Below are 16,684 nucleotides of genomic sequence, written 5' to 3'. Positions count from 1 at the left end.
ACTGTTTTATACCCGCTTTACCTCACGCGTCATCAGCATCCGACTGAACAGCACGCCGCCCGCCAGCAGTGTCACTAATTGCGACAGGATCAGCACGGCAAATCCCGAAGAAACCTTGCCCTGACTGGCCATCACCATACCCATGATCATCGGTACAAACGCCGAAAACATATTGCCAATGCCGTTAATCAGCCCATAGGCGCTGCCAACCGCCTGCGGCTGCGCATAATGCTGTAACAGGGTAGGGATCGCGGCTCCCTGAGCGCCCCAGCAGGCATTGGCCGCCAGCAGGAAAAATGCGATCCAGCCGAGTTGTTCACTGTGCATCACGCCATAAATGCACAGCGCCGTTGCCGCACCGCCAAAGGCGAAGATCAACGGTGCCTGGTAGGGGCGGATGCGATCGAGCAGCACGCCGCCAAGGTATTTGGAGGCGATGCTGACGACAAACGGCAGCGAGGCCATCCAGCCCATTTGTTTGATGGAAAAACCTTTCTCGTCGGTCAGGTAGGCGGGTAACCAGGAGCTGGAACCCCACAGGTAGCTGAGGGTGGCGATCTCGATCAGCATGATCCAACCCAGCATCGGTGTACGCCAGGCCAAAACAAACGTCTCCCAGACACGCGTCATGACCGGGCGAGACTCTACAGTGCGTGACGCCAGCGATGCCGGGTGTATAAACAGCCGCACCAGCGCTAACCCCAGCAGCAGATTGATCAGCGCCAGCAGGTAGAAAGAGACGGCCCAGCCGAAGTGTGCCATCAGGAAACTCACTAGCGGAAAACCGATCACTAACCCCAGTGAGACACCCAATGTACTGATCGCATTGGGTTGCCCACGTTCATGGGCGGAAAAGTGATCGCCGATATACATGGTTTTCAGCGAGAACAATGGCCCCTCACTGATCCCCAGCAGCGCGCGCACCGCAAACAGCAGCAATACCGATCCTGCCAGAGGGGACGCGGCGGTGAGCAGCGCCCACAGCACAATGCTTAGCGTCAGCGCACGGCGGTAACCCATCAGCGTTTCCAGGAACGGCGTCAGCAACATGGCGGAAAGCCCGTAACCGAGTAAGAACACTGTCATCAGCATGCCTTGATGCGCGCGGTTGCCGTCGAGTTGGAAGTGCTGCAGGAAATCGGGATTGACCAGCATCACGGCAATATTGACCCTATCGGCATAGGCGATGACGATCAGAAACAGCAGGGCCAGGACCCCGTACCAGCGTTGACGTTGTTGCAAAATGCGCTCCATGTGCGCTCCTTTGACGGGCGATTGACACATTCAGGCAGCAAAAAACTAACCCGCTGATTTCGCAGGGCTGAAAAGCAGGTTTTTGGCTGTCTAAATGTAAATTTATTGTTATTTAAAAGGGTGTTTTAGTCTGTGTGAGAGAACTTTTACTCGCATTGCGTCAGCAAGATCAATGGGTTTTTACCCATGAAATAGTGATATAACGCACAGCTTCCAGCGGTTTTTCATATCGGTGCATTTTTTCGTGATCCTTCCCGCATTTGTCATGTTTAAACAACTTTCCATTAACAATTGCCGCTTTGCTCTCTTGACGAAAGTTTCACCAGACTTATAGTGAGTGTATTAAATAAGAAACTGAGTTTCATATATGAAACAATCAGATAGAGGACAGAAGCAATGAGCTGGAAGAAAGTGTGTGAAGTGTCTCAGGTGAAAGAAGATTTTCCTTTTTCTGCCAATGTGGAAGGGAAAGAAGTCGGGGTGTATCTGATTGACGGCAATTACTACGCACTGGAAGACGTTTGCCCACATGCCTATGCCTTGCTCAGCCAGGGGTTTGTTGATGACGGTAAGGTCGAATGCCCGTTGCACGAAGCGTTGTTCGACGTGCGTACTGGCCAATGCCTGCGTGAACCAGGCGGCCGCGATCTGCAAACCTATGCCACCCGGGTGATCGACAATCAAATCCAAATCACCTTTATTGCGGAGGAGTAATCATGCAGCACATCACCGATTTCAATCCCTGGCTACCGGACACCCAACAGGTGATCCCCGCGCGTGAAGGTGGCAATGGCCAGATCCATCAGCCAGGCCAATTCCAGAACGTCATCTGGCAAAACCGGGCCCGAGTGCCGGACGGTTTTGAGACAGCTTTAGTCGCTGCGCTGGAAGAGATCTTCGAGCAGGGCGCGGAAGAGCTGGAACAGATTGTCAGTGCGCTGAATCAACGTCGCCTGTTCGATCGCAATGGCCAGCCTTGGAATGAGACGGCGTTCCGCGAATTCCTTCACGTTAACGGTTTCTGAGCAGCATCCGGGAGAAGACAATGACAGCAAACACAACATCCTCCGCACAGACCTTACAAGAGTATCTCGACCAGGGGCTGCGCGGCATGTGGTATCCGGTGCTGGCCAGTTGGGAAATCGGCAATAACCCGGTGGGCATTACCCGTCTGGAACAGCAGATCGTGGTGTGGCGTGATGGAGAAGGCGCGATCCACGCGTTGGAAGATCGCTGCCCGCATCGCGGTGCGCGGCTTTCCATGGGGTGGAATCTAGGCGATCGCATCGCGTGTTGGTATCACGGTGTGGAAGTGGGCGGAGACGGTACGGTTAAAGACGTGCCTGCGGTTGATCGTTGCCCGCTGGTGGGACAGAAATGCCTGCGTTCCTATCCGGCTAAAGAAGCTTACGGCGCGGTGTTCCTCTATTTCGGCGTGACGGCAGATGAAGAGCCGGTCGAACTGACCTTCCCGCCGGAACTGGCAGACGAAGCGTCCTACAGCAACTTTTTGTGTACGGCCAGTTGGGACTGCAATTACCAATACGCGTTGGAAAACGTGATGGATCCAATGCACGGCACCTACCTGCATTCATCCTCGCACTCAATGGCGGAAGGGGATCGCAAGGCGGACATGGCACTGGAGCCAACCGACAGCGGTTTCATCTTTAAGAAGAATGGCCAGATTGGCGTGAACTTTGACTGGGTCGAATTCGGCAGCAGCGGGGCGTACTGGATGCGCTTGTCGATCCCGTATAAAAAACGGTTTGGGCCGGGTGGTCATTTCTGGATCATCGGCATGGTGGTCCCGGAAGATAAAGATCACTGCCGGGTATTCTTCTGGCGTATTCGTAAGGTGAAGGACTGGCAGCGTGACATGTGGCGCTTTATGTACCGCAACCGCCTGGAATCGCTGCACTGGGACGTGTTGGAGCAGGATCGTATCGTGCTGGAAAACATGGCGCCGAACGCGCGTGGCCGTGAATATCTGTATCAGCATGACGTCGGGCTGTCTCGCCTGCGCCGTATGATGCAAAAAGAAGCACAGAAACAACTGGCGCGGCTGAGTGAACAGGAGGCGGCACAGTGAACGGCCTGTTGACAGGTAAACGCATTGTCGTGACCGGCGCGGCGCGGGGTTTGGGGCGCAGCTTCGCTGCTGCGGTCGCCGAGGCCGGTGCCACAGTGGTGATGTGCGATATTTTGGCGGATGCACTGTCAGACAGTGCCGCCAGTCTGCGTGAACAGGGCGCGCAGGTTGAAAGCCACACGATTGATCTGGCCGATCCGGCCTCGATCAGCGGTGCGTTCAACGCGATAGCCGAAGGCGGGGCGATCGACGGGTTGGTGAACAACGCGGCGTTGGCTACCGGAGTCGGTGGTAAAACCATGATGGAATACGATATCGATCTGTGGGATCGGGTTATGCAGGTTAACGTGCGCGGCACCTGGCTCGTGAGCCAGGCAGCGGTACCGCTGCTGGCGCAATCTCCTCATGCCAAGATCGTAAACGTGGCTTCAGATACCGCGCTGTGGGGCGCGCCGCGCTTAATGGCTTACGTGGCCAGCAAAGGGGCGATTATCTCTATGACCCGTTCAATGGCGCGTGAGCTGGGCCCGCAGGGGATTTGTGTTAACGCCATCGCTCCGGGCCTGACACGCGTAGAGGCCACGGAATATGTGCCTGCCGAGCGACATCAGTTGTACGAACAGGGACGAGCATTGGCCGGTGCGCAGCATCCTGACGACGTCAACGGCACGGTGCTCTACCTGCTGTCGCCATTGGCGAATTTCGTCACTGGGCAGCTGTTACCGGTTAACGGTGGTTTTGTCTTTAACTAATTATGCCTGTCATACTTGAAGCTGTATCTGTGTTGCCTGCGTTCGCGCACCCGAATCACTTACTTAATGTAAGCTCATCGGGATTTACTCGCTTGTCGCGTTACTCGGCAAAGCCTCGCCCCGTTGGGGCCAGCGCAAGCGCCGTTCAACAAAGCCGTGGCTTTGTTGTGATACAGCTCCAATTATTTAAGGCATGACTCTATAAGGAAACGGACATGGCGGACGATCAAGGGTGTAAATATCTGATCCCAGGACTGGATCGTGGGTTGCAGCTGTTGCTGGCCTTTGGCGAGCAACACAAGGAAATGACGTTTGCCCAATTGCATCGCTTGGTCGATATGCCAAAAGCGACCGCCTATCGCGTAGTGCAAACGTTGGAGCACCTGGGTTTTCTTGAACGTAACCCACGTACCAACACTTTTTCTTTGGGCATCAAAGTACTACGTCTCGGATTCGAATATATTGCTTCGCTGGATGTGGCACAAGCCGGTCAGCCGGTAATAGAACAACTGCGCGATCGCAGCCAGTGCAGCAGTCATCTGGCAATCCGTGATGGGCGTGACGTGATCTACATTGCGCGTGTTAGTGCCGCGGGGTCGCAAATCAACCAGGTCAGCGTCGGTACTCGCTTGCCGGTACACCAAACCTCGCTTGGCCGGATGCTGCTGACCAGCGCCACCCGTGAGGAGTTCGAGCTTCTGTATCCACAGGAACAACTGCCGGGGAGCGGCCCGGGCACCCCGGCGGATCGTGAAACGCTGTGGCAGATGGTGCAGCAGGATAAGGCGCGCGGCTATGTCATCGGCGAGTCGTTTTTCCGCCACGGCATTTCCTCGATCGTCTACCCCATCTTCAACCGCGAGCAGCGGGTTGAGGCGGTGATCAGCATCATGGTGCCGTCTGATGAAATCCCGAAAGCGGATCGCGAGCGGCTGCGGATGGAAGTGCGGGACGCTGCAGAGAAAATCTCTGGGTTCTTGGGCGCGCAGCCACAGGCTAACGCCGGTTAACTGACAACCGATTGTTTGCAATGGGGCGCTGCAGGTTGCCCCGAATTAATCGGGACGAACAGCGTCCCCTATCAATCACTCAGGCAGGGATGAGGCTCATGACAATCATGGGCCGGGGTTCGATCATGCCTGAAAACCGTATTCAGCGAGAACGTGAGGCACAATTAATGAGCGTAATCGGAATCGAAAAGCTGGAGTTTGGCGTTGAAGATTTGCCAACGTGCGAGAAATTCATGCAGGACTTCGGTCTGCAGGCAGCGCAACAGCACTGGGGAGAACGTCAACGAGAATTCACCACGCTGAGCGGTGCCCGCGTGGTGCTGCATCCGTTGCAGAGCGACGCGCTGCCGGCAGCGTTCGAGAGTGGTTCGACTCTCCGCCGTATGACCTGGGGGGTTGGCAGCCCGTCCGAGTTGGCGGCGTTGCAACAGCTGTTGGCGCAGATGCCGGGCTTCCGCCAGGTGGGTGAAGAGCTGGAGTGTCTCGATCCGAACGGCATGACGCTGCGCTTTAGCGTCAGTCAGCAGCGCGACGTTGATTTACCTGTGTCACCGATAAACCAGTGGGGCGATGTACGCCGTATTGATCAGCCGAGCCCGGTGTACGCCCAGGCGCAGCCAATCAACATCGGTCATGTAGTGTTCTTCGTCGAGGATCTTGCGGCGACTGAGCGCTTTTATCGTGAGGTGTTGGGGTTTCAGGTATCGGATCGTTATATCGATCGTGCGGTATTCCTGCGCACTCAGGCACGCGGCGGTCATCACAATCTGTTCTTGCTGAAATTGCCTAATCGACCACGCGGCTTGAATCATGTGGCCTTTACCGTACGCGATATCCACGAGGTGATCGGCGGCGGCATCGCCATGAACAAAGAGAAGTGGAGTACCTTTATCGGCCCCGGCCGCCATCCGATCTCCTCGGCCTATTTCTGGTACGTCAACAGCCCGACGGGCGGTGCGTTTGAGTATTACACCAACGATGACTACCTGACCGAAAACTGGCAGCCGCGTGAGCTGGAACATTCACTGGTGTCGTTCACCGAGTGGGCTGTGGAAGGCGGAATCGACCATGACACGCGGCGGCAGCAGAAAAAACCGGAGGCGTTATGAGCCAGCCAGAACCGGCGGGCATCGTGATCATCGGTGGTGGTCAGGCTGGCGGCTGGGCAGCAAAAACGTTGCGCGATCGTGGCTATGCAGGGCGTTTGACGGTGGTCAGCGATGAACCCTATGACTTTTATGAACGGCCACCGCTCTCCAAGGCGGCGTTGCTGGACGGTAATGCGCCACTCAGCCGGCTGTTCAGCGAAGAGGTGGTCGCCGGGTTGAACATCGATTGGTGTCGCCCGCTGCGTGCCGCATCTATTGATGCGCCACAGCAAATTGTCCACCTCAGCGATGGCAGGCAACTGCAGTTTGATCAACTGCTGATTGCTACCGGTGGGCGACCACGCTTGCCGGACGCCCGTTGGGCTGAGCATCCGCGCGTGATGACGCTGCGTTCCTGGGATGATGCGGCAAAGCTGCGCCAGGCGCTGCAGGATTGCCGCACGCTGGCGATTGTCGGCGGTGGGTGGATCGGGCTGGAGATCGCCGCATCGGCGCGGCGCATGGGGGCTGATGTGACGGTCTTTGAGCGTCAACCGGCCCTGTGCATGCGTAGCGTTGGGGCGGACGTCTCACAGGCGTTGCTCGAACTGCATCAGCAGCAGGGGGTTAGGGTGCAGTGCGGCTGCGGCGACATTCAACTGGAGGATCGTAACGGCAGTGCCTGGATCGGCAGCGACATCAGTGATCCTCAGCCGTTTGATCTGGTGGTCGTGGGGATCGGCGTGGAGCTGAACCTGGAGCTGGCGTACGGTGCCGGGTTAAAGGTTGATGCCGGCATTGTGGTTGACGGACAGGGGCGCACCAGCCACTCCGCCATTTTCGCCGCCGGGGATGTCGCGCGCCACCCAACGCTCGGGCTGTGCCTGCAGTCCTGGGCTTATGCGCAGAACCAGGCGATCAGCACCGCCTGCGCAATGCTGGACGCTTTTGCTTCTCCTTATGATGATGTGGCCTGGCTGTGGTCGGATCAATATGACGTCAATATCCAGATCCTTGGCGTACCGGCCGGTGGCATGTATCACGTGGTGCGGCGCACGCCACAATCGCAGGTGTTCTTTACGCTGAATGCCGATCGGCAGTTGGTGCAGATGGTGGCGTTTAACGATGCGCGCACCATCAAGCTGGGTAAACGCTGGTTGGCCAGCGGACGGGTGCTGGAACCGCAGCAGTTGGCGGACGCAGAGTTTTCTTTAATGGCGTTGAAATAATCATTCCCCAATGCGTTTTATGTTTCAGCTAACAAGGCTGTAGCGTGAAACGCGAAGGGGGAATCGGGAGCGTTTCATGACTACGCAAGACATTGACGCCCGCGCTGAACGGGTGGGGGAGGCTGTTGCCGAAAACCCGCAGCAGCGGGTGCGCTGGTCGGTACCCATCGCGCTATTCGCCTGTGTGTTGCTGGCGTTTTTCGACAAGATCAGCATCGCGGCACTGTTTTCCGATAGCGAATTCCAGCAGGCGCTAGGCATCAGTTTTGACCCTGCGCGGTTGGGCTTGTTGATGAGTGCATTTTTGTTCTCCTACGGCATTTCTTCAATGCTGTTGAGCGGCATTGGCGATCGGCTGAACCCGGTAAAAGTCCTGATCGGCATGATGGTGGTATGGGGCGTATTGATGGTGTTGATGGGCCTGACGCGTTCTTATCACACCATGATGACGCTGCGCATTTTGCTCGGTATCGCCGAAGGTCCGCTGTTGCCGATGGCTTACGCCATTATCCGCCAGGCTTTCCCGCAGCGGCTGCAGGCGCGCGCCACCATGCTGTGGCTGCTCGGTACACCGTTGGGGGCAGCGCTCGGCTTCCCGGTCACGCTGTATATCCTCAATACCTTTGACTGGCAGGCCACCTTCTTCTTTATGGCGTTCCTGACGCTGCCGGTCATGCTGTTGGTGCTGTTCGGCATGCGCCATCTCAACGTATCACGTCCGGCAGCGGTCACGGTTTCAAAACCGGCCATCGCCGAACGTAAACAGCATCGCTATGAGCTGCTGCGCAACCCGCATTTCTGGATGATTTGCCTGTTTAACATCGCCTTTCTGACCTACCTGTGGGGCATGAACGGCTGGCTGCCCAGCTACCTGATCAAGGGCAAAGGCATTCACCTGGAACATGCTGGTTACCTGTCATCACTGCCGTTCATCGCCATGCTGCTGGGGGAAGTGGTCGGCGCCTGGCTGTCGGACAAACTGGATCGCCGTGCCTTGGCCTGTTTTATCTCGCTGTGCGGCGCCGGGCTGGGGTTGGCCGTGGTGCTGCATATGCAGGGCACCTATAGCGTGATTGCCGCCATGGCCTTCAGCACCTTTATGTGGGGCGCAGGCGCGCCGAACATCTTTGCTCTGCTGGCAAAAGCGACCAGCAGCAAGGTCAGCGCCACCGCCGGCGGTATTTTTAACGGATTAGGCAATTTTGCCGGTGCGCTGGCGCCGGTGCTGATGGGGGCGCTGATCGCCGCTACCGGCAACATGGATAACGGTTTGCTGTTCCTGGTGGTGATGGCCTTTATCGGCTGCATCATTCTGCTGCCGTTGCTGAAGAAATATTGATATCCCATTGATCAACGAGGAGTACCAACATGTCCCAGGTTGAGAAACAAACCGGCGTTAAGCCACAGGATCAGTCGATAGAAAATTGGGTGGAATCACGCATCGCCCGTTTTGAAGGCCGCAAATATGACTGGAACGCGCTGAAGTTCCAGGCTGACTACGACCCGAAATACCGCCGTGCCCAGATGCGTTATATCGGTACCGGCGCCACGGGGGTGGTTAACGATACCAACACCATTCCAGCGGGTAACTTTACGTTTTCCACCATGGTGTTGCCGTCTAAATGCGAAGGGCCATTACACCTGCATGATGACGTGGAAGAAGTGTTCTTTATGCTGAAAGGCAGCATCACGCTGATGATCCAGGACGGTACCGAGTATTACGAAACCAAGCTGAAAGAGCGCGATCTGATCTCTGTCCCTGCCGGCGTCTACCGTGGGTTATTCAACCACGGCGAAGAAGAAGCGTTGATGTGCGTCATGCTTGGCACCGCCAAACCGGAAACGCCGACCTACCCGGCAGATCACCCATTATCCAAAGTGAAACGCAACTGATGAACGGCTTAGCGCAACGTCAGCAGGCACGCTGCGGGGATTACACCCTGAGCTGGCGCGAAGCGGGACACGGCCGGCCGGTGGTATTGCTGCACGGTATTAGCTCCGGTTCTGCGTCGTGGATCAAGCAGTTCAACGATCGTGGTTTAGCTGACGGCCACCGCCTGCTGGCCTGGGATGCGCCGGGTTATGGTGGCAGTTTGCCGCTGACGGTCAGCCAACCGGGGGCTACCGCCTATGCCGCTGCGCTGGCGGCGCTGGTGGCGCAATTGCAGTTGGAGCAACCGTTGATCGTGGGTCACTCACTCGGGGCATTGATCGGCAGTGCTTATGCTGCCGGTTATCCCGATGGCTTGTGTGGGCTGGTGCTGGCGGATCCGGCTCAAGGCTATGCCAGCGCACCGGAAGAAAAGCGCCAACAGGTTTATGGCCAGCGCAAACAGATGATCGAAACCCTGGGGCCGCAAGGCTATGGCGAACAACGGGCAGCCGCGCTGCTGCGCGATGACGCGGATCCGCAAGATATCGCCTGGATCCGCAACGGCATGCAGCAGTTGGATCCTGACGGTTTTCTTAGCGCAGCCTGGATGCTGGCTAATGACGACATCAGCCTCTATCTGGCGCATTACCGTGGTCCGTTACAGGTGTGGTGCGGTGACGGCGATCGGATCACGCCACCGGCAGCGGCGACAGTATTGGCGCAGCAGCAGGATGCGCCCCTGCGTCTGATTGAGGGGGCGGGGCACGCCAGCTATCTCGATGCGCCAGCGCAATTTAACCGCTATCTGCAGGACTTTACGGGAGCAATCCAACCATGAATTTTCAGCTTGAGAAACGTGTCGCTGTCGTGACGGGCGGTTCGTCGGGCATCGGTTTCGAAACCCTGCGTTTGTTGCTGGCGGAAGGGGCGAAGGTGGCATTCTGCGGCCGCAACGCGGACAAATTGGCCGGTGCCGAAGCCAGTCTGCGTAGTGAGTTTCCGCACGCGGAGATCCTGGCGCTGTGTTGTGACGTACTGGACGAGTCGCAGGTGAAACAGTTTGCTGCCCAAGTGATGGCGCACTTCGGCGCAGTGGATGTGTTGATCAACAACGCGGGTCAGGGGTTTGTCGCGCACTTTGACCAAACACCGCGTTCCGCCTGGCTACATGAGGCGGAGCTAAAGCTGTTCGGTGTCATCAACCCGGTGCAGGCGTTTCTGCCGGCGCTGGAACGCTCGGATATTGCGTCAATCACCTGCGTGAACTCGCTACTGGCATTGCAGCCGGAAGAACACATGATTGCCACGTCGGCAGCGCGTGCTGCCTTGCTCAATATGACGCTAACGCTGTCAAAAGAGCTGGTGAGCAAGGGGATCCGCGTTAACTCGATCCTGTTGGGCATGGTGGAGTCTGGCCAATGGCGCCGCCGTTTCGACGAGCGCAGCGATAAGGATCAAAGTTGGGAACAGTGGACGGCGGCGATAGCTGAACGACGCGGTATCCCAATGAAACGTCTCGGTAAACCGCAGGAGCCTGCGCAGGCGTTGCTGTTCTTGGCTTCACCTTTGGCGTCCTTTACCACCGGTGCGGCGCTTGACGTCTCCGGCGGCTTTAACCGCCATCTTTAATCGCAAGGGCTGAAAAGATGAAAAAGATCATGATGATTGGTTACGGCGCGATGGCCAAAGAGGTGCTTTCCCGTCTACCGGATGGGGTGAGCGTTGGCTGGATCGTGGCACGTGCGGCTCATCATGCGGCAATTGTCAGTGACTTTGGCGGCGCGGTGCAGGCGTTAACCCACCCGGATCGGTGTGCTGAACGGCCTGATTTGGTGCTGGAGTGCGCCAGCCAGCAGGCGGTGGCAGAGTTTGGTGAAGCGGTGGTCATGCGTGGTTGGCCATTGGCGGTGATCTCTACCGGTGCGCTGGCGGATGCGGCGTTGCAGCAGCGGTTGCAGCAAGCCTGTCGGTTGCATCATGGGCAAGTGATTGTGCTGTCCGGCGCGGTGGCGGGTATGGACGGATTGGCATCGGCACGCGAAGGCGGGCTAGACAGCGTGACCTATCAGGCCTGCAAAAGCCCGGCGAGCTGGCGCGGCAGCATGGCGGAACAATTGATTGACCTCGATGCCGTGAGCGAAGCGCAGGTATTTTTCGAAGGCTCGGCGCGGGAGGCGGCGCAGCTGTTCCCGGCGAATGCCAACGTGGCGGCGACCATTGCGCTGAACGGTCTCGGAATGGACGCCACCCGAGTACGGTTGCTGGTGGATCCTGAGACCCGGCGCAACACCCACAGACTGCAGGTGTGCGGGAACTTCGGTGAATTTCGGATTGAGCTGAGTGGCAACCCGTTAGCGAGCAATCCCAAGACATCAACCCTGGCTGCGTTAAGCGCAGTACAAGCCTGCCGCCGTCTGGTCGACGGTGGTTTTATTGCCTGAACGGCAGGAGTGAGCATGGAAAAGTTAACGATTTTTGTGGCTGGGCGCTGGTGTGAAGGGCGAGGCGATGAGATGACCTCGGTGTTTCCGGCTGACGGCAGTGTCAATGCGCGGCTGTGTGCCGCCAGCATTGACGATGTGAACGACGCGGTGGCCGCAGCGGAACGTGCCTGGCGTGCACCTGAGTGGCGCGGGCTGGTGCCGCACCAGCGTGCCAGCATTCTGTACCGCGTCAGTAACCTGATTATGGCGCAGCAGGAAGAGCTGGCGCAGTTACAGACACGCGATAACGGTAAACCACTGGCGGAAACCCGTGGTTTGGTAGCCAGCGCTGCGGCAACGGCTCGCTACTTTGCCGCAGCCTGCGAGGTGCTGGAGGGAGAACTGCCGACTCAACGCAGTGCTGAGGTGATGACGTTGAGCCAGTATCAACCGCTGGGGGTGATCGCCGCGATCACCCCGTGGAACTCACCGATTGCCAGTGAAATGCAAAAGGTGGCGCCGGCATTGGCTGCGGGCAACGCGGTGATCCTCAAACCTGCCGAAGCTACGCCGCTGATGGCATTAAAACTGGCGGAACTGTTTGAACAGGCGGGGTTGCCGGCCGGGTTACTCAGCGTACTGCCGGGCAAGGGTTCGGTGATTGGCGAAGCCTTGGCACGTCACCCGTTAGTGAAAAAGATTTCGTTTACCGGTGGCACCAATACCGGTCGCCATCTGGCGCATATCGCCGCCGAAAAGCTGATCCCCACGTCGCTGGAGTTGGGCGGCAAGTCGCCAACTATCGTGCTGGAGGACGCCGATCTGGAACAGGCGGCACGCGGCATCTGTTACGGCATTTTCAGCTCCGCAGGGCAGGCTTGTATCGCCGGGTCGCGGCTGTTTGTGCATCGCTCTTTGTACCAACCGTTGCTGGCACGCATGAGTGAACTGACGGCCGGTCTGCGGGTGGGTAATCCGCTGACGCCGGGAGTGCATCTCGGACCGCTAATTAACGACAAGCATCGCCAAAGCGTGGCGGATTACGTGGCGCTGGCGCAGCAGGAGGGCGGCAGGGTGGTGATTGGCGGCGAAGCCCCGGCAGATCCGTTGCTGGCAGGCGGTAGCTATTACCTGCCGACGATTATCGACGGGTTGAGCAACAGCGCCCGCGCCTGTCAGGAAGAGATTTTTGGCCCGGTTCTGGTGGTGCTGCCGTTTGACGACGAGAAACAGCTCATTGAACAGGCCAATGACTCGGTGTATGGGCTGGCAGCCGGTATCTGGAGCCGTGACTTCACGCGGGCGATGGCGCTGGCGGAGCAACTGGAAACCGGCACGGTGTGGATCAATACCTACAAAACATTCTCCATTTCTACGCCGTTCGGCGGTTTTAAAGAGAGCGGTCTGGGCCGCGAAAAGGGCCTGCACGGCATCAAGGCTCACATGCAGCAAAAGAGCCTGTACCTGGCGCTTAACCATCAGGTAAATCGCTGGAGCGATTAGGTTTGATCGACGGTGCGTACCCCCTTTGCCCCTGCAACTTGAAAGACGAAGGGTATACAACGAACACAATAAGAAGGCAGATGATGAGCGAGAAAATAACGGTTGGTGAGGCAATAGCCCGGACTCTGGAACAGTACGATGTGTCGGCGATGTACGGCATCATTTCGATTCATAATCTGCCGATCGCTGACGCAGTAGGCCAGCGTGGCAACATTCGCTTTGTACCGGCGCGTGGCGAAGCGGGAGCCGTCACCATGGCCGATGCGCATGGTCGTTTCTCTGGCCTTGGTGTGGCCTTGACCAGTACCGGCGCAGGTGCAGGCAATGCCGTTGGTGCGATGATCGAGGCGATGAACGCCAACACGCCGCTGCTGCATATTACCGGCCAGGTGGAAAAAGCGTATCTGGATGCCGATGCCGGTTTTATTCATGAAACCCGCGATCAGCTTGGTTTCCTACGTGCCTGCTCCAAACGTGCCTATCGGGTCAACTCCCCGGAACAGGCGGTGGCAGTGATCCAACGGGCGATCCTCGATGCGCAGACCCTACCTTGTGGCCCGGTTGCGGTCGAGATCCCTATCGACATTCAGAGCAGCCTGGTCTCCAGTGCGGTGCTGAGCCAGCCTGTAGCGCCAGCTCCACTGCCGCAGGCCAGCGACGAAGCGGTTGAGCGGCTGTATCAGCGGCTGAAACAGGCCAAACGCCCGTTACTCTGGCTGGGCGGCGGTGCGCTGGCCTGCGGAGACGCCGTGCGTAAACTGGCGGATGCCGGTATTACCGTGATCTCCAGTACGCACGGGCGCGGCATTCTGCCTGATAGCCATCCCCGTAGCCTGCGGGCGTTCCATAATTCGCCGAGCATTGAGGCGATCCTGACGCAGTGCGATTTGACGCTGGTGGCCGGTTCGCGGTTGCGCAGCAATGAAACCCGCACCTGGACGCTGCCGCTGCCGCGCCCATTGGTACAGATTGATATTGATCCGGCAGCGGCCAACCGCAATTACCTGGCTGACGAATACATCAACGGCGACTGCGGTGCTTTGCTTAATGCGCTGGCTGCCCGACTGAATCCGGGTGAGAAGGTCAATGCCGAGTGGGATGCCGAGATCATTGCTGCGGTGCAGCAGGCGGAAAGCGCGTTGCGTCAGCAGTCGGGGGAATATGCCAAATTAAACGACGCCATTGCCGCTGCGCTGCCGCAGGATGGGTTGCTGGTGCGTGATATCACCGTCTCCGGTAGCGTCTGGGGCAGCCGTTTATTCCGCGCTATTTCGCCGTTGTGCAACATTCACTCGTTGGCGGGCGCGATTGGCATGGGTCTGCCGATGGCGATTGGCACCGCGATCGCCAACCCGCAGCGTAAGGTGGTTGGGCTGGTGGGCGACGGCGGGCTGGCGTTAGGCCTGGGCGAGCTGGCGACCATGGCGCAGGAGCAGGCGAATATCACTCTGCTGATCATGAACGACGGCGGTTATGGCGTGATGCGCGGCATTCAGGATAAATATTTTGCCGGTCGCCAATACTATAACGAGCTGCATACCCCGGCGTTTACGCTGGTTGCTGAGGCTATGGGGCTGAAGGCATGGAAGGTGGACAATGCGGCGCAGTTCAATGGCGTGCTGGCGGAAGCGATTAATTATCCGGGGCCGTCGGTGGTGGAAGTGGATATGAACAGTATTGGGCCGTTGACCTTCGCCGGGCCGCCGCAAAAGAGTTTGTATTGATGATATAAAAAATGCCCGGCTCTGCCTGAATGCCGATCGGTTAAGCCCGATTGGCATTTTTTTATTCGGTTCCTGTAGGGGCAGTGCAGGCAGATTTGTCCTCCTGCACCTGCATTGTCGGGCGGGTCGGCTATGACAAACGTCCCTGTTAGTCTCGCTTCAACCGGCCTTCCCTGGCCGGTTGCCCCTGACAACGCCGCCTTGCTCGGCAGCCGGTGATGCGCATCAAGGTCAACACCCGCATTGGCAACCACCGGGCAACCGAGCCACTCAGTGTGACGTTGCGCGATGAAAGACAGTGAACATGATGCGATGAGCACGGGGTTGGGCGCCCTGAAGACGTCGAACGCAAGAACAACGCATAGGCGAAACCGCCATGGACGGCGGTTTCAGGCGAGACAGGCAGGGACGCCTGTCATAGCCGGCCGTGATGCGGTGTGATGAAGTGAGAGCCGTTGGCGCAGCCAACCGTCTGAGTGGGCAAGAGCGCGGGTTGCAAGGGGCCGCGCTTACGGCCCCTTGCTCGGTCGAGGCGCATGAGCCTCATGGTGCTTCGCGCGTTTATCGACCGAAAAGAACGGTGAGCTCCCCAAAGAACACCTCAATTGATCGGCAACTAAGGGCGTTTTGTGTTACTTGCCAGCTGCGATACGATCGCGAATATGCTGCGCGCGTGCTTCGGAAGCAGGGTGATCGTCAAACATACTGCTTTGACGACCGGCTTCCATTTTAGCCAGTTTTTCGAAGCTGGTGACCAGCCCGTTTGGATCGATACCACGCTGTTTCATCAGATCGAAAGAATAGTCATCCGCTTCGCTTTCCTGTTTCTGGGAGAACTGCGCGTTAACCAGTTTTTCACCCATGTCTGCCAACTGTGACTGCGACAGCGAACCTATGATGCCGCCGGTTGAGGCTGCGGCGGTACGCAACGCCACTGTGCCATAAGCTACCTGCATCGCCTTGCGAGTATGGCCGAGCGCCACGTGACCCATTTCATGGCCCAGCACGCCTTCCACTTCATTGTCAGTCATCATGTCCATGAGCCCGCTGTAAACGCGGATACAGCCGTTAGCCATTGCCCAGGCATTCACGTCTTTGGTGACGTAAACCTTGTAGTTAGCCGGTGTGCCGTTGATATTATCCCCCAGCGCCGCAGCAATTTTGTTCAAACGCTTGGTGTAAGTGCTGTCGGCCGGCGCGATTTGTGCCTTGCTGTCCATCTCTGCGCAGGATTTATCACTCAGGGTTTTGACGTCGTCATTGCTCAATGTCGCCGCCTGAAAGGCTTGCGCGCCAGACTGCATCAACGTATCGGTATTCAGGTTTTGACAGCCGCTTACCAAGGTGGCAATGCTTAATGCAATCAAAGAGGTACGGATTTTCATAAAGCCATCTTCCTGTGATAGTAACAAGGGGGAGTGTCATTTTTAGTTTAGGGAAATCGTGCTGCACGAGACTAGTGTACGATAGCAATTGGGAAAATAGTGTTATTCCGAAAAACCGACCAATCGTGCTAATAAGTTGTGAACTCGCTCTCATTTGGTATTAGGGATTGCCGTTTTAATGCTGAGTCTGAGAAAATAGAAAACTTGACTGATTTTTTAATCCGACCTGGAGTAAAACATGTCCTCTCGTAAAGAGCTTGCCAACGCCATCCGCGCACTCAGCATGGACGCCGTACAAAAAGCAAATTCCGGCCACCCGGGTGCACCTATGGGCATGGCGGACATCGCCGAAGT

Annotated in this window: 17 protein-coding genes; 15 read left to right on the top strand and 2 right to left on the bottom strand. The window is 57.5% G+C overall.

Annotated elements, in window-relative coordinates:
- Window positions 1-6 precede the first annotated feature (6 nt).
- A complete protein-coding gene (locus ACI2J2_RS16310; protein ID WP_265556798.1) occupies window positions 7-1,254 on the bottom strand; it encodes an MFS transporter in 1,248 nt (415 codons plus the stop codon).
- 396 nt (window positions 1,255-1,650) lie between these two features.
- Here ACI2J2_RS16310 and ACI2J2_RS16305 point away from each other — a divergent pair, with 396 nt between their 5' ends.
- The 14 genes from ACI2J2_RS16305 to ACI2J2_RS16240 all read left to right on the top strand — a co-directional run bounded on the left by ACI2J2_RS16305 (window position 1,651) and on the right by ACI2J2_RS16240 (window position 14,945).
- Window positions 1,651-1,968 carry a non-heme iron oxygenase ferredoxin subunit gene (locus tag ACI2J2_RS16305; protein ID WP_012146671.1) on the top strand — a complete coding sequence of 106 codons (318 nt, stop codon included), beginning with the start codon at window positions 1,651-1,653 and terminating at the stop codon, window positions 1,966-1,968.
- A 2-nt stretch (window positions 1,969-1,970) separates the two neighbouring features.
- Complete coding sequence (locus tag ACI2J2_RS16300; RefSeq protein ID WP_209637586.1) at window positions 1,971-2,279, top strand: recombinase-like helix-turn-helix domain-containing protein; 309 nt, start codon at window positions 1,971-1,973, stop codon at window positions 2,277-2,279.
- Window positions 2,280-2,299: 20 nt separating this feature from the next.
- Entirely contained in the window at window positions 2,300-3,343 is a 1,044-nt protein-coding gene (locus tag ACI2J2_RS16295) for an aromatic ring-hydroxylating dioxygenase subunit alpha (RefSeq protein WP_265556797.1), read from the top strand.
- Window positions 3,340-4,095 (top strand): SDR family oxidoreductase, encoded by a 756-nt coding sequence (locus ACI2J2_RS16290; protein WP_404760440.1) that lies wholly within the window; start codon window positions 3,340-3,342, stop codon window positions 4,093-4,095. The genes ACI2J2_RS16295 and ACI2J2_RS16290 overlap by 4 nt, the downstream gene beginning before the upstream one ends.
- A 215-nt stretch (window positions 4,096-4,310) precedes the next feature.
- Window positions 4,311-5,105: an IclR family transcriptional regulator gene (locus ACI2J2_RS16285; protein WP_209637592.1), complete on the top strand. Its 795-nt coding sequence runs from the start codon at window positions 4,311-4,313 to the stop codon at window positions 5,103-5,105.
- A 167-nt stretch (window positions 5,106-5,272) separates the two neighbouring features.
- A complete protein-coding gene (locus tag ACI2J2_RS16280) occupies window positions 5,273-6,214 on the top strand; it encodes a VOC family protein (protein WP_404760565.1) in 942 nt (313 codons plus the stop codon).
- Window positions 6,211-7,422: an NAD(P)/FAD-dependent oxidoreductase gene (locus tag ACI2J2_RS16275; RefSeq protein WP_404760439.1), complete on the top strand. Its 1,212-nt coding sequence runs from the start codon at window positions 6,211-6,213 to the stop codon at window positions 7,420-7,422. Before ACI2J2_RS16280 ends, ACI2J2_RS16275 begins: the two co-directional genes overlap by 4 nt.
- 76 nt (window positions 7,423-7,498) lie before the next feature.
- Window positions 7,499-8,761: an MFS transporter gene (locus ACI2J2_RS16270; protein WP_404760438.1), complete on the top strand. Its 1,263-nt coding sequence runs from the start codon at window positions 7,499-7,501 to the stop codon at window positions 8,759-8,761.
- 29 nt (window positions 8,762-8,790) lie between these two features.
- On the top strand, window positions 8,791-9,315 hold the full coding sequence (locus ACI2J2_RS16265) for a cupin domain-containing protein (RefSeq protein WP_265556792.1): 525 nt from the start codon (window positions 8,791-8,793) through the stop codon (window positions 9,313-9,315).
- On the top strand, window positions 9,315-10,133 hold the full coding sequence (locus ACI2J2_RS16260; RefSeq protein WP_404760437.1) for an alpha/beta fold hydrolase: 819 nt from the start codon (window positions 9,315-9,317) through the stop codon (window positions 10,131-10,133). Before ACI2J2_RS16265 ends, ACI2J2_RS16260 begins: the two co-directional genes overlap by 1 nt.
- Complete coding sequence (locus ACI2J2_RS16255) at window positions 10,130-10,924, top strand: SDR family oxidoreductase (protein WP_404760436.1); 795 nt, start codon at window positions 10,130-10,132, stop codon at window positions 10,922-10,924. Before ACI2J2_RS16260 ends, ACI2J2_RS16255 begins: the two co-directional genes overlap by 4 nt.
- Before the next feature lie 17 nt (window positions 10,925-10,941).
- Window positions 10,942-11,736 (top strand): aspartate dehydrogenase, encoded by a 795-nt coding sequence (locus ACI2J2_RS16250; RefSeq protein ID WP_404760435.1) that lies wholly within the window; start codon window positions 10,942-10,944, stop codon window positions 11,734-11,736.
- 15 nt (window positions 11,737-11,751) lie between these two features.
- Window positions 11,752-13,221 (top strand): aldehyde dehydrogenase, encoded by a 1,470-nt coding sequence (locus ACI2J2_RS16245; protein WP_404760434.1) that lies wholly within the window; start codon window positions 11,752-11,754, stop codon window positions 13,219-13,221.
- A gap of 83 nt (window positions 13,222-13,304) precedes the next feature.
- Window positions 13,305-14,945 (top strand): thiamine pyrophosphate-binding protein, encoded by a 1,641-nt coding sequence (locus ACI2J2_RS16240; RefSeq protein WP_404760433.1) that lies wholly within the window; start codon window positions 13,305-13,307, stop codon window positions 14,943-14,945.
- 632 nt (window positions 14,946-15,577) lie between these two features.
- Here the strand turns inward: ACI2J2_RS16240 and ACI2J2_RS16235 are convergent.
- Window positions 15,578-16,330: a M48 family metallopeptidase gene (locus ACI2J2_RS16235; RefSeq protein WP_209637612.1), complete on the bottom strand. Its 753-nt coding sequence runs from the start codon at window positions 16,328-16,330 to the stop codon at window positions 15,578-15,580.
- A gap of 238 nt (window positions 16,331-16,568) precedes the next feature.
- Here ACI2J2_RS16235 and ACI2J2_RS16230 point away from each other — a divergent pair.
- Window positions 16,569-16,684, top strand: a 116-nt coding sequence (locus ACI2J2_RS16230) for a hypothetical protein (protein ID WP_139815935.1), incomplete at its 3' end; no start/stop codon positions are given.

The sequence above is a fragment of the Serratia sp. NPDC087055 genome, assembly GCF_044900985.1.
In the GTDB taxonomy this organism is placed as follows: Bacteria; Pseudomonadota; Gammaproteobacteria; order Enterobacterales; family Enterobacteriaceae; genus Serratia.
Note: the sequence above shows the minus strand (reverse complement) of the source record. Positions and strands in the feature narration are given on the sequence as shown.